We start from the raw sequence: 20003 nt of genomic DNA, 5'->3' as shown, positions 1-20003 counted from the left end.
AGAGCCGAGTCGCCTAGAAGCTTCGGCATCTGGAACATTCAAGAGCTGATTCAGCTGAACTTTGGGCCGCTGTATGGATTATCTTTTACCGGCCTTCCTGGTAAGGGAACCGCTGTGTGAGTACATATTCCAAAGTTAAGGGGAAAGTAAGCGCTAACATAAGATCTCAAAGGAAATCGAAACTTTTCCCCGTAGGTGCTGGCTTTGAAGCCTACTACAATAAAGGAGGACACAGAGAAACATACTGAAGGAGGCTGCTTATGAGTTCGAAAATAGAGGAGGTTGCGGTGCGGACCCCCAAAAAGGTTAAATGGTTGTCCCCACTACAGGAGCTAAGGAAAAACTGGGTGCTATATGCGATGTTCATCCCGATTGCTGTTTTTTTTATCATCTTTGCCTATATACCGATGACAGGCATCATTATGGCTTTTAAGGAATTCAACTATAGGGATGGCATCTTCATGAGTCCATGGAACGGACTGGAGAATTTCGAATATTTTTTTCAATCCGGCAAGGCATGGCTTGTGACCAAGAATACCATCATGTACAATCTGATGTTTCTGGGATTTTATACGTTCTTCTCAATTTTAGCCGCGGTGCTGATCTCGGAGACATACAACAAATTTTTCAAAAAGGCTACCCAAACTTTTATGTTTCTGCCTTATTTTATTTCCTGGGTTACAGTGTCCGCATTTGTGTATAATTTTCTGAATTATGAATTCGGAATTGTAAACGTTTTCCTGAGGAATATCGGGTTTGAAGCTATAGACATCTATTCGTCTGGCGGCTATTGGTATCTTCTGCTCCCGCTGCTATACGTGTGGAAGTGGGTTGGCTTTGGCAGTGTCCTATATCTAGCGGCAATTGTAGGGATTGATCAGGAGATTTATGAAGCAGCAACAATTGACGGCGCTAGCCGTTTTCAAAAAATCATGAAAATCACGCTTCCTTTGCTCAAGCCTACAGTGGTAGTGCTGATTCTGTTGGGGCTAGGAAGGATTATGCGCGGCGAGTTCGATATGTTCTACCAACTGATCGGCAACAACGGCGCGCTGATGAATTCCACAGATATTGTTGATACATTGGTGTTCCGCTCGCTGATGGGCACGCAGGATTTTGGCATGGCTTCTTCGGTGGGGCTCTATCAATCGGTACTCACACTGATTATTATCCTGTTCGCTAACTACCTTGTCCGCCGCTATGACAAGGATAACGCACTGTTCTAACTTGACCATAAGAAAGGAGGAATCTTTATGACAAAAAACAAATTGAATTCGGCGCCCGTCTTTAAGGCCTTCTCATACATTGTTGTCTCGCTTATCGCAGTTCTATGTTTGATGCCTTTTATCGTTCTAATCTCCGGCTCTATTTCGGAAGAAGGGCAGGTTTTAGCCAAGGGTTATTCCTTTCTGCCACGCGGCTTTTCGTTGGATGCCTATGCCTACATCTTCCGCAATCCCGGTGAGATTCTTTCTGCTTACCGCGTCTCGCTGATCGTGGCGGTGGTTGGAACGGTGCTTTCGCTGCTGTTCTCCACGATGGCGGCCTATGTAATGTACCGTAAGGAAGTAAAGTACCGGAATAAACTAGCGTTTTTTCTGTTCTTCACCACATTGTTTAACGGTGGATTGGCCCCTTATTTCATCTGGATCACCAGTTATTTGCATCTGAAGAACACTATTGCAGTACTAATTTTGCTCCCCATGTTCAATGTTATGTATGTGCTGATTCTGCGCAGCTTCATACAGGGCTCTGTGCCAGAGCCGCTAGTGGAATCGGCCAAAATTGACGGGGCGGGAGACTTTCGGATTTTTTGGCAGATGGTGTTGCCGCTCTGCAAGCCCGCACTCGCTTCTATTGGTTTGTTCACCATTCTGGCCTACTGGAATGACTGGTGGACCCCGATGATGTTCACTGACAAGGAGCAATACGTGCCATTGCAATATTTACTCTATAAAATGTTGTCTTCAATGAACATGTCTGCGGCTATGGCCCAACATATGTCGGCTCTTGACACGCCTAAAGAAACGTTCAAGCTTGCTATGACAGTGATTGCTACAGGACCAATTGTGATTCTGTTTCCGTTCCTTCAGCAGTATTTCGTAAAAGGTATTACAATTGGCGCCGTAAAAGGGTAAACCCTACTGTGCGGATGCAGAGGCAATACGTTTGTGAATCCTGCATAAATGAGGATTTATATATAATTGCGATTTTCAGAGGGGGAATAAGAGTGAGAAAAGTAAAGAAAAAAGTTATGTTGATCCTGACAACGTTGCTGTCACTGACGATGCTGCTGTCTGCCTGCTCGAGTAGCAACGATGCCGCCACAAGGCCAGAACCGAATCAGAAAGAGGAGGTTGTGCTGAAGGGTTACCTGCTCGGTGAAGCACCGAAGGGTATGCCGGATGTGCTCGCGAAGCTCAATGAAAAGCTGAAAAAAGACATCAATGCCACCATTGATCTGAATTACATCGGCTGGGGGGATGTGCAGTCGAAGTATCCATTGTTGTTGGCCTCAGGCGAAGATGTGGATTTTATCTTTTCGGCAGATTGGAATTATTATGTCGAACAAGCGAATAAAGGAGCCTTTTATGAACTTAAGCCTGAGGATATAGCCAAATATATGCCGAAGAAATCGGCTGCTATTGATCCTACAGCTTGGGAAGAGGCCAAGATTAACGGTAAAATCTTTATGATTCCAAAAACCACTCCGGACAGCAATGTCTTTGTGGCTGTACTACGCAAGGATATTATGGCGGAAGCAGGCCTTACCGAGGTGAAGAGCCTCTCTGAAATTGGTCCTTATCTGGAAGCTGTTAAGAAAAACCATCCGAATATGATCGGCCTAAACCTGGACTCTCAGGTTGATCTTCCGACACCGTATCAACAGCTGATGCGTGATAAAATTGGCTATACAGGCGGTCCTTTCGGAGGCGGTCCTTTGGCTCAAGGAGTAGCTTACGATTTTACAGATCCGACTGGGAAAATCTACAGCATGGTAGAGGAGCCTTACCTAAGCGCACAAAGATATGCTGCCGGCATCATGAAGGACTGGTATGACAAAGGTTATGTTAACAAAAATCCATATTCAAATAAGATCCGCTCCAAGGATAATTTTGTGGAAGGCAAATCTGCGGTAGCGTTTGGCAACAGCATAGATATTGCATCCACCCTAGAAGCTGCTCAAGCGAAAGGAATTGAAACCTATATCATTCCGTCCTTGATGCCAAATGGTAAGGTCCCAATTGGAAATTATATAGGAGCTGGAATTTCCATTGCGGCCAATTCCAAAAATCCGGAACGTGTGATGCAGGCGTTCGACCTTATTATGGAAGATCCTTCTTATGTGTATTTGACTTATTTCGGGATCGAAGGCAAGAACTACGTCATCACACCAGACGATAAAATCGGGCTGCCGGAAGGGATAACAGCCGATACAAATACCTATCCTCCGGATGCTGCGGGCTTCTGGTTCGTAAATAAGGCTTTGTTTAAGCCGATGAGTACTTGGCCACAGACTTATATTGACTTTTGGAAGAAACAGGACGAATATAATACCTCAGACTTCGCATTAAAAGGCTTTTCCTTCAACTCGGAGAATGTCAAGACGCAGATTGCAAACTTGGCCAATGCTTCGACACAATATGCCAATCCAATCTATATCGGCGCAGTCAAGGATGTAGACAAAGCATTTGACGAACTGGCCAAAAATCTGAACAGTGCTGGTCTGGATAAGGTCAAAGCAGAGGTGCAGACCCAGGCTGAAGAATTTCTGGCAAAGAAGAAATAACATTTGATCACCGTCGAATAGGGAAATGAATGAGTTACTGGTCATGGTACTTTTTGAAGAGCGCAGCAGGCAAGCTGCGCTTCTTTTGGCAGATGTTAGTATACGACGAACTGAGAGAATCGCTTGTAATAAATATCAAATGGAGAGTGAGAGATGATGAGTAATATTAGCTTAATGCCTCAGTTAAAGAAGGAAAATGGGATATTCAATTTGTATGTCGATGGAAATCCATTTATTGCACTGGCAGGGGAGATCCATAACTCCAGTGCCTCTGACTTGAACTATATGAAGCATAAGGTTTGGCCTCAACTTAGAGAATTACACTTAAATACAGTAATCGTACCGGTCTATTGGGAACTGATCGAACCGATGCAGGGGGAGTTTGACTTTCATCTTGTTGATGGAATTATTGAACAAGCCCAGGAAGAAAACCTGCGACTGGTATTCTTATGGTTCGGGTTATGGAAGAACGGAAAATCCTCATATGTTCCAAGCTGGGTTAAAAGGGACTACGAGACCTACTTTCGGGCGGTATATCAGAATAAAGAATCTTCCGATACGATATCGCCATTATGTGAGAAAGCCGTTGAAGCTGATGCGGCTGCGTTCAGATATTTCATGGCTCATCTGAAGAAAGTGGATGGAGATCGCCATACCGTTATCATGGTGCAAGTTGAGAATGAAATCGGATTCTTGGGCAGCGACCGTGATTACTCCGATCATGCGAACGAGCAATTCAACGACTCGATACCCGATGAATTGGCTGCGATTTTTGGCAAGGTAGGTTCATGGAAGGAGGCGTTTGCGGATGATGCGGAAGAATACTTTATGGCTTTTCATTACGCTCGGGCCATCGAACGAATCGCTAGCAGTGGTTCTGATGAGTACGCTCTTCCTATGTTCGTGAATGCATGGCTTGAGCAATTCCCATGGAAGCCCGGATCTTTTCCTAGCGGGGGGCCGATAGCAAAGGTCATGCAGATTTGGAAAGTGACGGCTCCGACCATCTGTCTTTATGCGCCGGATATTTATGTTCCCAATTTTGCCGAGGTTTGTGAGGAGTATACGGCCGGGAACGACAACCCCTTGTTTATTCCCGAAACTAGAAGAGACGTCGCTTCAGTGACAAACGTATTTTATGCGATTGGAAAACATAATGCCTTGTGTTTTTCTCCTTTTGGCATTGAAAGCATCTTTGCCCCTCCTTCAAAAGACAACGCAAATATCGAATTGGGTTTAGCTCTGAATATCGACTTTTCTGCCTTTGTTTCAAATGGAACCGGCCCCTACCTCGCACGCAGCTACGAGCTTCTCGGCAATATGCAGGCGATCATTCAGAAGTACCGCGGTACAGGAAAAATGACGGGATTTATTCAAAATCATGAGCCCGGCTGTATATTGTCTTTCACCAAATATGATTTGAAAGTAAACTATCAGCGCAGACAGGAAGGGAAACCGGTGTCAGGCGGCCTCGTAATCGAAGCGTCGGATAACGAATTTATTTTAGTCGGCATTGGATGTTCATTTGAATTTCTGCCTAAGCGCGGCGACACTTCCAAAGTGGACTACATTAGCATCGAGGAAGGAACGTTCGTTAAAGACAAATGGATCCGGGGGCGTGTTCTGAATGGGGACGAAGCCTCTTATAGATTAGCAGTCGGCAGCAATCCATCCGCCTTTTGTGTGGAAATGTATCAATACCGTTGAACAATTTGAATCTCTGCTAAGCTATTGATAACGATGTCGGAGTCATAATGAGAACCTAGGCAATGATGAATCCATAGAAGAAGACGGAGTGAAGGAATGAAGGGGATGGGAGCAGCGTTGTTGATATATAATGAATGAAAACGTCGTAGGGGAAGTGAGCACATCATGAGGCTGCTGATCGTAGAGGATGAAGAGAGAACCAGGGAAATGCTGTGCAAGCATATTGCCTGGGGGGAGTTGGGTATTAATGAGTTGGAAACGGCCCGCAATGGCATGATTGCTCTGGAGAGGTTCCAGAGCTTTCGTCCCGACATCGTGCTCTGTGATATCCGGATGCCGAAGATGGATGGTATAGAATTCGCGCAACAGCTTCGTAAGATTGATGTTTCATGCAAGCTATTGTTCCTGAGCGGATTCTCGGACAAGGAATATCTAATGTCAGCGATCCGGCTGAATGCTCTCGACTTTATTGAAAAGCCGATCAATCTAGATAAGGTGAGGGAGGCAGTTCGAGAGGCAGTGGAGTCCAGAAAAAAGGATAAGCAAAAACGAATGGAGGAGTGCCAACTGCAGGAGGCCTATGATGAAGGTCTGCCTTATCTGAGACAGGAGATGGTCCGCAAACTTATTTCAGTTCCTGATTCGCTCCATGTGTCGAAGGCTTTGGAGAGTAGAGAAACCTTTCTTTTGCCTCTGGAAGGACCGTATACTGTGCTTGCATCGTGCATGTACTGGCAGCCACCGCAATATCCCAAAGATCCGAGGCTAGTCCAAGAGGCAGTGTTGCGGGAGCTGAATATGAATAACAAGCTGGCTTCGCTGCAAGGCATCTGCGGTTTCGATTCACGGAATTTTTTAATCTTTATTCTGCCGGGGGTTTTCGGCTGCAGCTACCGGGAACAACGTAAGGTATTGGAGGATCTCTACGCCGAAGCGGCCGGGATCATAGGCAGCAATATCCGTTTCTGTATGGGGGTCGGAGAGTCGGTAAAAGAACAGTTGCAAATTCCGAATGCATACAGAACTGCTCTCGATGTGTGCAGTCTGCATTATTACAGCGAGGGTGATCGGCTAATCTTTGCCAATGCACTTGGTGGCAACCGATCACTTGCTACCGACTGGAACATGGTACGCAGTCTGCGCGGACTTCTGAAGCAGGGGGAACTGGAAGCTGCCCGCAGTCTTATTGTGAATTGGACCAAGCAGGCCAGGGCAGCACGTGATCTGAATATTGTCCGGCTCAAGGATTCCTATTTCCAACTCTTGCTGGTCATTCTCGATACAGCTGTGCAAATGGGGTTTACGGATACGGATGAGGACATGGAGCGGCGGTATATCTGGAAGGAGATTGACCGTGTTCCCGACCTGGCAAGCATGGAAAAATACATCCTCTCCTTCCTGGACTTGTTCCTGGTACCGCCGGAAGGGGAAGGTAGCTCGGCTAAAATGAGAGAGATTCTGCATTATATTCACAAGTACTTTCATGAAAGGGGTTTCACAATTCGAGATATTGCTGATCATGTGGACTTGAGCGAAACTTATCTCTGCTCCCTGTTCAAGAAGCAGAGAGGGGGCACCGTCAAGGAATATATCTCCTCGCTGCGAGTGGAAAAGGCCAAGGAACTACTTCTGGACAAGGAATTGAAGTTGTATGAGGTTGCAGAACGGACCGGCTTCACCGATGCCAATTACTTTACCACCTTTTTCAAAAAATGCGCAGGCTGCACGCCTTCGGAGTACCGGGAGAGGATGGCCAAATGAAACTGAAGTCCAGGAGAGCGTTCGCTGATTTTAGCATCCGGCATAAGCTGTTCGCTTCCTATATGCTGGTGATCATTATCCCGTTGGCCCTGCTGCTCTTCCTGCATCTGTTGTTAACCGCGAATGAAATGGAGAAGCAAGCGTTGACTTCGGCCCACAAAATGTTGGAGGAAACTAAATCCTACCTGCATTACCGTGCAGAGACAGTTAATGAAGTGTTGAACTTCATTGCCTTCAATGATACCGTTCAGACTCTGGTAGCCGAAGATCCGAGACGGTATGAGGATATCAATCTCTGGGGAACGGATGCCAGAAGGCTCGACCGGATACTGGCGAAATCCCGCTACAATTCGGATATTGAAACTGTCCAGCTCTATATGAAGCAGGGGCTTGCTTCAGCCACAGAAAGTCCCGACTATTTGAACATGGACAAATTGGAGAACAGCCTCTGGTTCAAGAACTTTATCGCTTCCCATTCCGTCTTCACCTGGCTGCCTTCCTCCGCTATTGAACAGGAAGAGGGCAGCGATGAAGTATCCGTCCTGCGAGTCATTCCAAATGCGCACAATATACAGGTGAGTGATGGCCTTGTGCGTGCCCGGATCTCGCAAAGCACAGTTCGTTCCGTGTTGGAACATGCTGTTGCCACTCCGTCTACCTCCGTAGTCTTATTCAATAACCGCGGTGATGTTCTAAGCACCTCTGGTGAATTTCTGTATACCTCCAAGGAATTTAAGGATATGCTGTCTCTGGTTCCGGCCGATGGGGAAATCGACACTATAGAGTTCAATGGGCAGCAAATCCTGCTTGGACTGGAGGCAATCCCTGAGACGGATATGAGTATAGCGATGATTGTGCCCTACTCGGACATACTGGAATCCAGCAACCGGATGCGCAATCGGCTGATCTTAATTTTTTTATTCATTATTCCCCTTACCTTTATTCTGTCCTTCGTTATTGCTGGTTCGGCAACCAAACGTCTCCGGCAGCTCATTCGGCATGTGCGCAAGGTCAAGGACGGCAATTTACGCATGTCACCGCTTCCAGCCAACCAAGATGAGATCGGAGAGCTAACAACTAATTTTAATATGATGGTGGAGAATGTATCGCGGTTGATGGAGGAGACCTACACGCTCGGGCGCGAAGTGAAGAACAAGGAGTTGAAGGCACTGCAGGCACAGATTAACCCGCATTTTCTTTACAATACCCTGGATCTAATCAATGTTATGGCTATTGAATCCGGTAATGAGGAGATATCCAAAGTAGTAGACCGGCTGGCTTTGTTCTATCGTTTGAGCCTGTCGAACGGCAGTGAGACCGTCACTTTGGAGAGTGAACTGCGGCATATTGAATCCTATGTGTCGATCCAAAACATGCGATTTAATAGTGCGATTACACTGAGCTTGAAGGTTTCACCGCTGCTGCTGGGCTGTGAGGTGCCCAAAATCATGCTGCAGCCCTTAATCGAGAATGCGATTCTGCACGGCATTTTAGAGAAAGATTCGGAGACGGGCATAATCCAGGTATCCGCTATGGAGGAGAAGGGCGATCTGGTCGTGGAGATCAGCGATGACGGCATCGGCATGGTGGAAGCAGTAGTGGAGGCTTTGTTAATCAGGCCTGTTAGCAAAACCACGGGCGGGTTTGGCATCAAGAACATTCAAGAGCGGATTCAACTGAACTATGGGTCGTTGTACGGATTGTCCTTTACCAGCCTACCTGGTGAAGGAACCACTGTATGGATCCGCCTTCCCAAGTCAATCAAAAAGTAAGCGCTTAAAAAAACGAAGAAAATCAAAACTTTCCCCCGTAGAGTGCTGGTCCTGCAAAGTTTTACAATAAGTAGAAAGAAGTATGTACATGGTTATTTCTTAAGGCTCCCTAACCCTGCGAGGCTGTCAGTACACATAAAGTCGTGGAATGAATAACGAAACGTCGTTCAAGGAGTAGAGCTGGCTTTCAGGCTCAGAGTAAACTTGAGTTAAAACATCTTCACAGTTGATGGAAACTTTAATTTTTTGGGGGGAAGAATGATGATTTACAAAGATGCCAGTAAATTTATTCATGAGAGAGTCGAAGATTTAATTGGAAGAATGACACTGCAGGAGAAAGTGGCCCAGTTAACTTGTGCAAATTCATATGGTGGAGAAACCGTGTATGATACTAGACACGGTAAATTAAAAGATGGCATTGGTACCATCAGTTATTTAAACGACTCCCTAACGGGTGACAATAAGAAGGATAAGGAGACAATAAAGGGCATACAAAAGTTTCTTGTTGAAGAAACCAGATTAGGTATCCCTGCGCTGTTTCATAGTGAAGGGATAGCAGGGGCGCAGATCCCAGGCGCAACTACTTTTCCGCAGTCTCTTAATCTTGCTTCTGCCTGGGAGCCGGCGTTAGCACAAAAAATGGGTGAGGTCGTCAAAAAACAACTAAGGGCATATGGATTCAAGGCTGTGCATTCCCCCCTGTTCGACTTGGGACGGGATCCGAGATTCGGAAGAATCGGCGAAACCTATGGAGAAGACCCCTATTTAGTTGCGCAAATGGGCGTGGCGTTCGTCAAAGGCGTCCAAGGTGATCATGAGATCATGGCTGCCGCTAAGCACTTTGTCGGTTATGGTAATGCTGAAGGGGGAAGAGGCGGCGGAGAACAGCAAGTCGACGAGCGAAGATTGTTGGATAGTTATTGCTTCCCCTTTGAAGCGGCTATTCATGAGGCGGACGTGAAAGCGATCATGAATAGTTATGGGATTTTAAATGACCAGGCTGTGTCTACGTCAAAGTGGCTGCTTACCGATATTCTGAGAGACAAGTTGGGATTTAATGGCTTGGTTGTGGCTGATTATGGCAGTATCACGCATGCAACATTACGGTATAGAGTGGCAGAAGATCATAAAGAGGCAGGCATTCTGGCACTTAAAGCCGGACTAGATGTGGAACAACCCGGCAATCAATGTTACCAGCATTTAATAAAAGCGGTTGAATCAGGCGAACTGGAAGAGGCCTATATAGACAATTCCGTAAGACGAGTTCTTGAGACCAAATTCAGGTTAGGGCTATTTGAGAATCCTTATGATGATGGCGATTTTTTTTATGAAATTAAAAAAGCGGAGAATGTGGAGTTATCACGGGAGATTGCGGAGAAATCGATGGTATTGGTAAAAAATGAGGACAATATTCTGCCGCTCAAAAAGAGCCTGAAAGTAGCACTGATCGGCCCCGCCTCAGACACCAAAACCAACTTCTTTGGCGGTTATTCATCGGTAGGATCGGCCAGCACAAGAAGTAGCGATTTCGACAAATCCGAAGAAGACAGCTTCCTGAGAATGCTTTATACAGGGGCAATAACCGACGATAAAGAGTCATTAAAGTCGATGGGAATTGAATTTGATGACCAGCCCACCCCAGAACAAAGAGAAATCATTATGAATATGATCAGACAGAATTTAGCTTCTGAAGATTCCTCGAAAAGAGTCTATAAAACGAATGAAGAATTTGTTCAAATGTTCTACCCGGATTGTAAATCGGTAAAAGATGTGTTGGAGAAAGAGCTTGGGAAAGAACATGTGCTGCACGCCAAAGGCTGCAATATCTCCAAACCTATCGACAGAGGGATTGAAGCGGTAAAAGCTGTGGTGCAACAGGCGGATATCGTCATTGCCGTATTAGGTGGTAAAGAAAGCATGATTGATCCTGAAGCGACTTGCGGTGAAAACAAAGATAATCACAACATTGGTCTTGAAAATTCTCAACTGGAAATGATGGCAGAAGTATTTAAGTTGAATAAACCGGTGATTTCAATTATTGTTGATGGCCGTCCATTACCTACTCCATTGGTAAGCGAATACAGTAAAGCAGTCCTTTATTCGTGGCTGCCTGCACAGTCTGGAGCCGAAGCCATTATGAATATCCTTACCGGACAGAAGAACCCTAGTGGAAAGCTGCCGGTGACTATTGTCAAAGAAGCAGGTCAGATTCCCATGTATAACAGCAGACTACCGCTCTATGTTGAAATGAATGAATGGGCTGAATATATCGACCCCACCCAAAATAAACCGTTATATCCATTTGGTCATGGATTAAGTTATACGCAATTTGAATACGGTGACCTGGAACACGACCGCTCGGTTCAAGTTGACGGAGAATTGAATATCTTATTTAAGCTGAGCAATGTGGGACAGATTGCCGGGGATGAAGTTGTACAGGTTTATATCCGGGATCGGGTGAGCAGTGTTGCAAGACCTGTGAAGCAACTGGTTGGATTTGCACGGATTAGCTTGGACATTAACGAAACAAAGAAGGTTTCTTTCAAGGTAAACATGAAGCAACTGGCATTTCATGACTTGAATATGAATCAAGTTGTGGAGCCAGGTAACATGGAAGTGTTTATAGGTGCCTCATCCCAAGATATTCGATTAAAAGGTACCTTTGAGATTATAGGTGAAAAAACTATTGTTGAACGAAAGGCATTTTCATCAAATGTAACGATTACAGAACTGTGAAAACTGAATTAGCAATTCCTCTATTTCCATAACCGTTTACTAGGAGTGAGAAAATGAAAGTAGATAAAATTCATCATTTTTCTGATAAAGGTAACTCTTGTATTATTAATACGCCACGGCCCCCGAGGCATTGGTACAATTATTTGTGGAGCGAGCAAGGATATTGCACACAAGTTTCCCAAATTGGGCATGGCCGAAGCTATTATATCAATTCAAAAGCAGACATGTGTATGATCAATAATCAGGATGCCAAATACCTGTACTTGCGCGATGATGACGCCAATGTGTACTGGAATATAGGGGAAGGCCCATTAAATGAAGAAGTCGAGGATTTCTCATGTGATCACAATATTGGATATTCCATTCTCCAATCACGAAAGAACGGCGTCCATGCTTCCTGGAAGCTTTTGGTCCCGCATGAAGGCTATAACGAGGTATGGGTAGTCAAGGTCAGGAATAATACGGATAAAGTTAAGAATATCAGCGTATTCTCTACCGTGAGCTTTGAGCTTGAAGGCTTTAATTACCCGCGGTATTACGAAATGTACAGGAGCTGTGAAACCTTCTTTGATGAGAGGCTGAACGGTATTTACTGCCAGTCCAAACATCCCTTCGCGCCCCATAACAGATACAACAGTTATATCGCCTGCTCGGAAACCGTCCACGCCTTTGATGGCAATCTGGGAGAGTTTTTGGGAGATCTGGGGTCATACACTAGGTTGGATGCCATGCCAGCACCGTTGTTCCAGCGGCCGGACGTTGTAGTGAAAGGGAGAGATTGTACGAATTCTTTAACTACGCTTGTCAACCTCGGTGGGGTCTTGCAGAACAAGCTGGTACTGGCAGCTGGTGAAGAGAAGGAGCTGTATTATGTGCTGGGCGTCAGTGAATCGTTGGAAGAAGCGGTTCAAACGATGGAGCAATACAGCAACAGGGACCGTATCGAACAAGCACTACTGGAAACAAAGGAGCACCAGAAGTGCAAATACGCTGGCCTCCATATTGTTACGCCTCATGAGAAGCTGAACGTGCTTATGAACGAATGGGTGAAAAAACAGATTGACTTCTGCATAGTCGGCAAGAAGGGGGTTCGGGATAATCTTCAGATTGCCGTAGCCCTTCTAAATTACAGACAGGAAAGGGCCAAGGAGGAAATTATAGAATGCTTGCGGCATCAGTTTAAGGCAGGACATGCTGTGCTGACTTGGTATCCATATGATGCTACCCGTTACTCAGACCAGCCGTTCTGGATTATCTGGGCGGTGTGTGAGTTGATTAAAGAAACCGGAGATTATTCTCTTCTGGATATGGAGATCGAATATCAGGATGAAGGCTCGGCAACGATGCTGGAGCATGTAAAGGCTGCAGTCGACCGGTTGATTGAAGATAAAGGGAAACATGGCCTGGTGCGGATTTTCTTCGCGGATTGGAACGATGCCTTGAATATTACAACGGACCCGGATGCGGAATCTGTCATGCTATCCCAGCAGTTTTGTTATGCCCTGAAAGAGTTGTCAGCGTTGATCCGGCGATTGGGCGACACAGGTTATGCTGGGTACTTGGATGAACAGTACCATATCCTCCGCAATGCGATTAACGAAATGGCTTGGGACGGAAGCTGGTATATGCGCGCTCTTAGCAAAGAAGAGAATATCGGCTCCAAAGACAGCAAGGGGAGCACAATCTATATTAACGCACAATCGTGGGCCGTACTAGCTGATATTCCGGATGAAGAGAAGCTGCCCAAGGTGCTGGATTCCATGGACAGCATGGAGCATGATTTTGGTTTCCCGATCAATATGCCTCCCTATACGGAATATTCTCCCCATGTAGGCAGAATGGCCGGCATGCTTCCCGGGCTATTCGAGAACGGCGGAGTTTACTGCCACGCAACCGGTTTCAAAATTATGGCGGATTGCAAGGCAGGCAGGGGAGTAGAAGCCCTACGTACATTGCTGAAGATCATTCCAGACAGCGAAGCGAATCCATCCACACAATCTGGAGCGGAGCCGTATGTCTTCACTAATTGTTATTCAATTCACCCCAAATATTATGGGAAGTCCTACCAATCATGGACAACCGGAACCTCGGCATGGGGACTCATGTCCCTCTTGGAGGGAATTATGGGGATCAAGCGGGATTATGATGGTCTCCGGATTGACCCTTGCTTCCCGGCAGATTGGGAGGAAGCCCAGGTATTTAGGGAGTTCCGTGGCACACGTTATGATATTACCATCCGGAACCCATCACGGTTGTCTGAAGGACAACCCGAGATACAGGTGGATGGAAGCCTTATCAATGGAAATCTGCTGCCTCTCTTTCAGGATGATCGGACCCATTCTGTAGAAGTTGTTCTTAAGCCCAAACCTTCGAACACAAAAGTCGTCATATGAATAACGGAAAGTCGTTGTGGGATCTGCGGCCTAAAGGTTTGGTTATCGGTGTGGTGAAAGGTAGATTTGAAAATTTGTAGAGGAGTTGACAGCATGATTGGTACTTGGAGTTTTCTGCACCAAACGCCTCAATCCACGATTAAAATGCAATTTATCATTGAAAAGAAAGAAACTTATGTATTATCAGTTGTTCTGGAACCGTTTCCGTTTCCAATCGAAATCACTGCCTTGACTGTAGAAGGCAACATGCTTCAGGCCAAGGGAGTATCATCATTTGTACCAAATGAAACGCTTGAATTTGAACTGACATTTAATGATGAAGAGTTTCAGGGCAGGATCAAGATTCCCTTCCAGGAAGCATTCTTCGTAAAAGGTGTGAAAGGGCCTGGCCCATCGCTCGCGGATACGCTCATTTCCGAAATCGCTCCTTATCGGAAGCATGATGTAAAGCAACGCGACGATACAGAGATTTACCTATCCGTTGAAGCTCTTCTCAGCAAGATGTCCATTACTGATAAGATTGGTCAAATGAGTCAGTGTATGTCTACAAACCTCTCGCTTGGATCAGAGCTTGCGTCTGACACACCGGAAAAACTGGTTGCAGAAGGCCGGGCTGGTTCAGTTCTGTCGGCCGTAACGGGTCGCAGAGTGTTCGAACTCCAAAAAATAGCGGTGGAGCAATCCCCGCATAGTATTCCGTTGCTATTTAATTTTGACGTTATACATGGGTTTCAGACGGTATTTCCCGTGCCGCTTGCTTGGTCCTGCAGTTGGGACTTGGAATCTATCAGGGAAGCTTGTGCGATTGCCGCAAAAGAGGCTACCGCCAGCGGTATCACATATAACCATGGCCCGATGGTCGATGTTACGAGAGACCCGCGTTGGGGTCGCGTCGTAGAGGGCGCAGGCGAAGATCCTTATCTGGGAAGTCTAATCGCCAAAGCTCAAGTAGAAGGCTATCAAGGTAACAGTTTACACGATCCTGATACACTCATTGCTTGTTTAAAGCATTTTATTGCATACGGAGCTGCCGAGGCAGGAAGAGATTACAATACGGTAGATATTTCGGAAGGTACCTTGCGGAATGTTTACTTACCGCCCTTCAAGGCGGGGATTGAATCGGGCGCCGGGTCGGTGATGAATGCCTTTAATACGTACCAGGGGGTTCCTGTGGCAGGAAACCGCTACCTCCTTAACGATGTACTGAGAGGAGAGCTGGGCTTTGACGGTATATTGATTTCCGACTACGGCTCCATTGACGAAATCGTCGCTCATGGGTACGCAAGGGATAGCAAAGAAGCAGCAAAAAAGGCTCTTGATGCAACGTTGGATATTGAGATGGTGACTCGTTCTTATGATCATTTACATGAATTGATCGAACAGGGACTCGTTACGGAAGAACAATTGGACCAAGCGGTACGTCGGATTTTGACTTTTAAGTATAAGATCGGCATTATGGATGACCCGTTCCGTTATGTACGCCCGGAAATAGAAAAGGAATCTCACTTCCATCCGAGTCATCTGACAGCGAGTCGGAGTCTGGCGCAGAAATCCATCGTTTTGTTGAAAAATAACGGCTTGCTCCCGATTACAAGCAAGGAACGAAAGATAGCTGTAATTGGTCCATTCGGTGATAGCAAGGATCTGCTGGGACCGTGGCAGTGGTCCCGATATGCGAATGAAACCATTACGCTCTGGCAAGGGATTGAAGAACAGGGAGTACCGGCGGTAGATCTTTTGCTCGAAGAAGGATGCAAGGTTGAGGAAGCGATTGTAGGAGGACTGGAGCGGGCAGCTTCTGCGGCGGAACAAGCCGACATCGTTATTCTTGCCCTTGGTGAGAACAGTGAAATGTCTGGCGAGGCTGCATCCCGCATGGATATTACGCTGCCGAAGGCTCAACAAGAACTAGCGGAGGCAGTTGTTAAGGCAGGCAAACCGACCGTATTGGTTCTAACAAATGGACGTCCTCTTGTGCTGGATTGGTTTGAGCATCATATGGACGCCATCGTGGAGACATGGTTCCTTGGATCTCAAGCCGGGCATGCCATAGCAGATGTGCTCTTTGGCAATTATAATCCGTCTGGCAAACTAACGATGAGTTTCCCCGCTCATGCCGGACAAGTACCAGTATACTACAATCACTTTAGCACTGGGAGGCCTGTAACGGAAAGCAATAAGCATTTAAAGTTCTTTTCCAAGTATATAGATGGTTCTAATGATCCCCTGTATCCTTTTGGTTACGGGCTAAGCTATACGACGTTCGAGTATTCGGCAATTTGGTTATCCCAATCGCAGATGAATGCTTCAGAGACAATTACTGCCAACGTGACGATTACCAATACAGGTATGATACAGGGAGAGGAGACCGTCCAGTTGTACATTCAGGACCTTCATGGCAGTGTGGTCCGTCCAGTGAAGGAGCTTAAGGGGTTCCAAAAGGTGATATTAGCCGCAGGCGAAGCACAAGAAATCCGCTTCACCATCGCCGAAGCGGATTTGGCTTTTTGGGATTCGGATCGAAAATATGAGGCCGAACCGGGGGAGTTCAAGGTTTATATCGGATCGAGTTCTCGCGATGTGAAAGAAGCGTCATTCGAACTTCTGCCTTAAACGAGTTCTGGTACTGGAAAGGTCCTTCTCTACGATGCTGCTGGGTCCGATCCTGTGGAAGGATTAGCGAAGTAGAGAGGGAGTTCTGATTGTTTCAGCTGGTCCATTTTTACATTGGGGAAAGGTAGCGACTTCCTTGTTAACATTCATATACCGCTGTTTATAAATTTGTTCAAAGATAGCGAAGCAGGAAATGTGCCGATAGAAGCCTATAACACTTAATTATTTTATAAAGCGCTCGCTATGAGTCTTATGTAACACAGTTGCAATATTTCCAGTTAATTCAGTCCTCGATTTTGTATTTGACTATTGAGTGGAGTACATTTATCGGCCAAGATCAAAATATATTCTGTTTAAGATGAGGAAGAGAAGTGAATTGTTAACGCATCCATTTGAAGTGCCAGAGTCAAAAAAAATACGTCTTATTATTAACACTGATGCTAAGAATGAGGCAGACGATCAGTATGCGATCGTTCATGCTTTGTTGACGCCTCGATTTAATCTGAAAGGGATCATTGCTGCACATTTTGGTGAAAGACGGACAACGGCTTCAATGCAGGAGAGCTATGACGAAATCATTAACTTGCTTGACTTGATGAATATGAATGATGAGGTGCCGGTGTTCAAAGGGACAGAAAGATCGATACCCAATGAGAACACTCCTACGATGTCTGAGGGAGCTGAACTCATTATTCGTGAGGCCATGTTGGACGATCGACAGCCCCTCTATGTTATTTTTCTTGGAGCAATCACAGATTTGGCTTCAGCGTACCTGGCTTGTCCGGAGATTGCAGGCAGGTTTACTGCCGTTTGGATTGGAGGCGGACCTTGGCCTAACGGTGATTTTGAGTTTAACTTAAGTAATGACATTGCTGCAGCGAATGTGGTTTTTCGTTCCAATATCCCACTTTGGGTAATATCAAGAACCTATTTCTACTTGGTTTCCTCAATCACTAAATTGGTGTCCAGAATGTATTAAAGGAGGATATCATAGTTGGTTACATCAATTCTCGTTGTTTCATAGTTGCCCGATTCATCAAATTAAACTATTGAGTTCGTGTCCAAAGTGCTTAAATCGGATTCCTTTCCTACTTAGCGATTTAGCACTAAACGAGCCATTTACCTGTAAGTGTGGATTTAAGCTAGCCGATATCGGTAGCACCCCTTGGTCACAATGGAAAATGAAGGTAGAGATAGCGGATGTTCCAGTTTCTAAATGGATAGCACAAGGGAAGAGAGATGATTCTAATCGGTTGCTTTTTTCACCTCTAGTTAGTTCAATCCAACATTTTACTCTGGAACCTAAAATTCAATCTAAGTGTTTTTTTAATGTGAAAGTTACCTCAACTCAAGATTACTCATATAGAGATGAGTTTAAAAATGATTTATATAAGCAAAATTGTAGATGTTTCAAAACTATAGATCATTATGTTAGAAAGAAATTCATCAAAAAACATCTTAAATGTATACTAATGCTTCAAGAACTTAGAAAAAATGAAAATGAAGAGTTTCCTCCCATTTGTCCATATGCCTATGCATATGTATTCTGGAAGCAAACTTTATTAGGGAGAGAGCATTTTTACAATAATCTAGTTATTTCTAGAAGACCCGGTATAACTGTTGCAACTGAACTTATAGAGGACATCATAGATGACTACAAAAATAGGCTCTTTGCTCATACCAATCTGTCTATATATGATAACAGAGAAATGGTTCACTGGGTAATAAATCGTGTGACATCTGAACTATGTCTCAATTATTTTTACGAATGGCTTAAAATAGCGGTGGAAGGAGCCGAACAAATTAGTGTTCCGAATCGAGATAAATTAGATATTATGTTACAGAATAGTATTCCTAGAGCAATTCTTAAACACAACTCTGATGTGAGTCAGAAACAAAAGATCGAAATCATTCTTCCAAATGTTGATAGAAGAATTAATTTAAATGAATTTAAATGCACGCTAAGTACTAAAACAATGAAGAAATTGTTATTCAAGATGAATTCTTTTAAGCCATTAAGTGTAGCCATGAGAATTTACGAGAATCCAAGTGATGAAAATAAACGAATTGAATCTTACGTTAAGCAATATGTAATGAAGTTAAGAATATAAAAAAACAAACAGATTTAATTCGCCTTTATTAGGCGATTTTTTATTTTTGCTGTAATAATAATCATGAGATATAATTAAAATTATATGGGAAATGAGATAAGATTCTTGTCATTTATGAGATAAAGTTCTTGTCATCCGACATGTACATCGACACAAAGTTACCTACCAAAGAAACCCTTATTTTATAAGGATTTTTCTGTTTTTAGTAGGCAACTTTGTGTCATTATTTCGTGACACAAAGTTGCCTACTTGACTGGGAAATGACACTAAGTTACCTACTTGACTGGAGAAGTAAAAGTCTTATGCAATAGCATTACTGATACAGCTATGCTTATCTGTTCAGAAACAAACTTTAGAAGATGAATAACGCTTTTCCAACAAACGTTTACATGAAAAAATCCGTTCGATACTTTTTTAGAATTCGACAGAAAAGGTGTTTTTTCAACAAAGGAGTGTTTAATCAAAGATCGAATATATAGAACTATGTCAAACTTCTACAAAATATTGGAGGAAATGCATATTATGTACTCACCAGTCCGAAAGATAGAGAATGAGATGGGGAGAAATAGATTTTATGTTTTTAGTAAGAGGCTTGGTAGGGAGGTCAGACTTTATAATTCCCTTCAATATGATCATTGGGTATTAACTGAAACTGACCTTTCTGTCTTGGATTACTGTGAGAGGCCACATAAAATCACAGTTTCTGTGGCTGGTAAATGGGGCGACATCGATTGGGGAGGGTTCCAAATATTCCGGCATTTGCAAAAATCAGTGTTTCCACAACTACGACCCTATCGTATGGATAAGACTACTTTCCATCAGCATTTGGATTGGGCAGAAACCTTCACTGCAGATTATCAAGTCAAATTGGAGCAGCTACTGGAAAACACGGATAATTCCTAGTTTCACGGATTAATTCGAGAGATGTTGTGTACGGGCAAGCGTTTAGAGCAAGAAGCTATACTATTATAAACTGTATTTCAGCCACTGGTTGTTGCCGAATTCTATAAGATTCGTGGTAATACTTTGTATTGACAGTGTATTTCACAATAGCCGCGACTTTTGCGGCTTTTTTCATTTATTGTTATTAGTTGTTTTCTTGGACTGGGACAAAAATCAA

The 20003-nt window shown here is 44.5% G+C and carries 13 protein-coding genes; all 13 read left to right on the top strand.

Features of this window, described 5'->3' with window-relative positions; all coding sequences use genetic code 11:
• Nucleotides 1–260: 260 nt before the first annotated feature.
• The 13 genes from MKY24_RS13210 to MKY24_RS13150 all read left to right on the top strand — a co-directional run bounded on the left by MKY24_RS13210 (nucleotide 261) and on the right by MKY24_RS13150 (nucleotide 19786).
• The gene (locus tag MKY24_RS13210) at nucleotides 261–1226 is read left to right on the top strand and encodes an ABC transporter permease subunit (protein WP_339200167.1); all 966 of its coding nucleotides are present in this window, start codon (nucleotides 261–263) and stop codon (nucleotides 1224–1226) included.
• 27 nt (nucleotides 1227–1253) lie between these two features.
• A complete protein-coding gene (locus tag MKY24_RS13205; protein ID WP_339200166.1) occupies nucleotides 1254–2138 on the top strand; it encodes a carbohydrate ABC transporter permease in 885 nt (294 codons plus the stop codon).
• Between the two features lie 92 nt (nucleotides 2139–2230).
• Entirely contained in the window at nucleotides 2231–3790 is a 1560-nt protein-coding gene (locus MKY24_RS13200) for an ABC transporter substrate-binding protein (protein WP_279833774.1), read from the top strand.
• Between the two features lie 29 nt (nucleotides 3791–3819).
• The gene (locus tag MKY24_RS13195) at nucleotides 3820–3954 is read left to right on the top strand and encodes a hypothetical protein (protein ID WP_339200165.1); all 135 of its coding nucleotides are present in this window, start codon (nucleotides 3820–3822) and stop codon (nucleotides 3952–3954) included.
• The gene (locus MKY24_RS13190) at nucleotides 3944–5497 is read left to right on the top strand and encodes a DUF5597 domain-containing protein (protein ID WP_279833772.1); all 1554 of its coding nucleotides are present in this window, start codon (nucleotides 3944–3946) and stop codon (nucleotides 5495–5497) included. The genes MKY24_RS13195 and MKY24_RS13190 overlap by 11 nt, the downstream gene beginning before the upstream one ends.
• A gap of 165 nt (nucleotides 5498–5662) precedes the next feature.
• Nucleotides 5663–7258 carry a response regulator gene (locus MKY24_RS13185; protein ID WP_279833771.1) on the top strand — a complete coding sequence of 532 codons (1596 nt, stop codon included), beginning with the start codon at nucleotides 5663–5665 and terminating at the stop codon, nucleotides 7256–7258.
• On the top strand, nucleotides 7255–9030 hold the full coding sequence (locus MKY24_RS13180) for a sensor histidine kinase (protein ID WP_279833770.1): 1776 nt from the start codon (nucleotides 7255–7257) through the stop codon (nucleotides 9028–9030). The genes MKY24_RS13185 and MKY24_RS13180 overlap by 4 nt, the downstream gene beginning before the upstream one ends.
• A gap of 258 nt (nucleotides 9031–9288) precedes the next feature.
• On the top strand, nucleotides 9289–11766 hold the full coding sequence (locus MKY24_RS13175) for a glycoside hydrolase family 3 N-terminal domain-containing protein (RefSeq protein ID WP_339200164.1): 2478 nt from the start codon (nucleotides 9289–9291) through the stop codon (nucleotides 11764–11766).
• 53 nt (nucleotides 11767–11819) lie between these two features.
• Entirely contained in the window at nucleotides 11820–14159 is a 2340-nt protein-coding gene (locus MKY24_RS13170; protein WP_339200163.1) for a cellobiose phosphorylase, read from the top strand.
• Between the two features lie 93 nt (nucleotides 14160–14252).
• The gene (locus MKY24_RS13165) at nucleotides 14253–16772 is read left to right on the top strand and encodes a glycoside hydrolase family 3 N-terminal domain-containing protein (RefSeq protein ID WP_339202241.1); all 2520 of its coding nucleotides are present in this window, start codon (nucleotides 14253–14255) and stop codon (nucleotides 16770–16772) included.
• Nucleotides 16773–17169: 397 nt separating this feature from the next.
• Nucleotides 17170–17751, top strand: coding sequence for a nucleoside hydrolase (locus MKY24_RS13160; protein ID WP_279833763.1), 582 nt, complete (start codon nucleotides 17170–17172; stop codon nucleotides 17749–17751).
• Nucleotides 17752–17953: 202 nt separating this feature from the next.
• On the top strand, nucleotides 17954–18883 hold the full coding sequence (locus MKY24_RS13155) for a hypothetical protein (protein ID WP_339202238.1): 930 nt from the start codon (nucleotides 17954–17956) through the stop codon (nucleotides 18881–18883).
• A gap of 483 nt (nucleotides 18884–19366) precedes the next feature.
• The gene (locus MKY24_RS13150) at nucleotides 19367–19786 is read left to right on the top strand and encodes a Wadjet anti-phage system protein JetD domain-containing protein (RefSeq protein WP_339202236.1); all 420 of its coding nucleotides are present in this window, start codon (nucleotides 19367–19369) and stop codon (nucleotides 19784–19786) included.
• The last annotated feature ends 217 nt before the right edge of the window (nucleotides 19787–20003 follow it).

It is taken from the genome of Paenibacillus sp. FSL P2-0322, from assembly GCF_037975315.1.
GTDB lineage: Bacteria > Bacillota > Bacilli > Paenibacillales > Paenibacillaceae > Paenibacillus > Paenibacillus polymyxa_B.
The sequence above is the reverse complement of the archived record's forward strand: the minus strand, read 5'-3'. Positions and strand labels throughout refer to the sequence as shown.

What these genes read in the sequence shown, in the direction of transcription:
- MKY24_RS13170 (WP_339200163.1), top strand. Translation starts at nt 11,820, where the DNA reads ATGAAAGTAGATAAAATTCATCATTTTTCTGATAAAGGTAACTCTTGT.
- MKY24_RS13150 (WP_339202236.1), top strand. Translation starts at nt 19,367, where the DNA reads ATGTCAAACTTCTACAAAATATTGGAGGAAATGCATATTATGTACTCA.
- MKY24_RS13190 (WP_279833772.1), top strand. Translation starts at nt 3,944, where the DNA reads ATGATGAGTAATATTAGCTTAATGCCTCAGTTAAAGAAGGAAAATGGG.
- MKY24_RS13210 (WP_339200167.1), top strand. Translation starts at nt 261, where the DNA reads ATGAGTTCGAAAATAGAGGAGGTTGCGGTGCGGACCCCCAAAAAGGTT.
- MKY24_RS13175 (WP_339200164.1), top strand. Translation starts at nt 9,289, where the DNA reads ATGATGATTTACAAAGATGCCAGTAAATTTATTCATGAGAGAGTCGAA.
- MKY24_RS13155 (WP_339202238.1), top strand. Translation starts at nt 17,954, where the DNA reads ATGAAGGTAGAGATAGCGGATGTTCCAGTTTCTAAATGGATAGCACAA.
- MKY24_RS13185 (WP_279833771.1), top strand. Translation starts at nt 5,663, where the DNA reads ATGAGGCTGCTGATCGTAGAGGATGAAGAGAGAACCAGGGAAATGCTG.
- MKY24_RS13205 (WP_339200166.1), top strand. Translation starts at nt 1,254, where the DNA reads ATGACAAAAAACAAATTGAATTCGGCGCCCGTCTTTAAGGCCTTCTCA.
- MKY24_RS13195 (WP_339200165.1), top strand. Translation starts at nt 3,820, where the DNA reads ATGAGTTACTGGTCATGGTACTTTTTGAAGAGCGCAGCAGGCAAGCTG.
- MKY24_RS13180 (WP_279833770.1), top strand. Translation starts at nt 7,255, where the DNA reads ATGAAACTGAAGTCCAGGAGAGCGTTCGCTGATTTTAGCATCCGGCAT.
- MKY24_RS13165 (WP_339202241.1), top strand. Translation starts at nt 14,253, where the DNA reads ATGATTGGTACTTGGAGTTTTCTGCACCAAACGCCTCAATCCACGATT.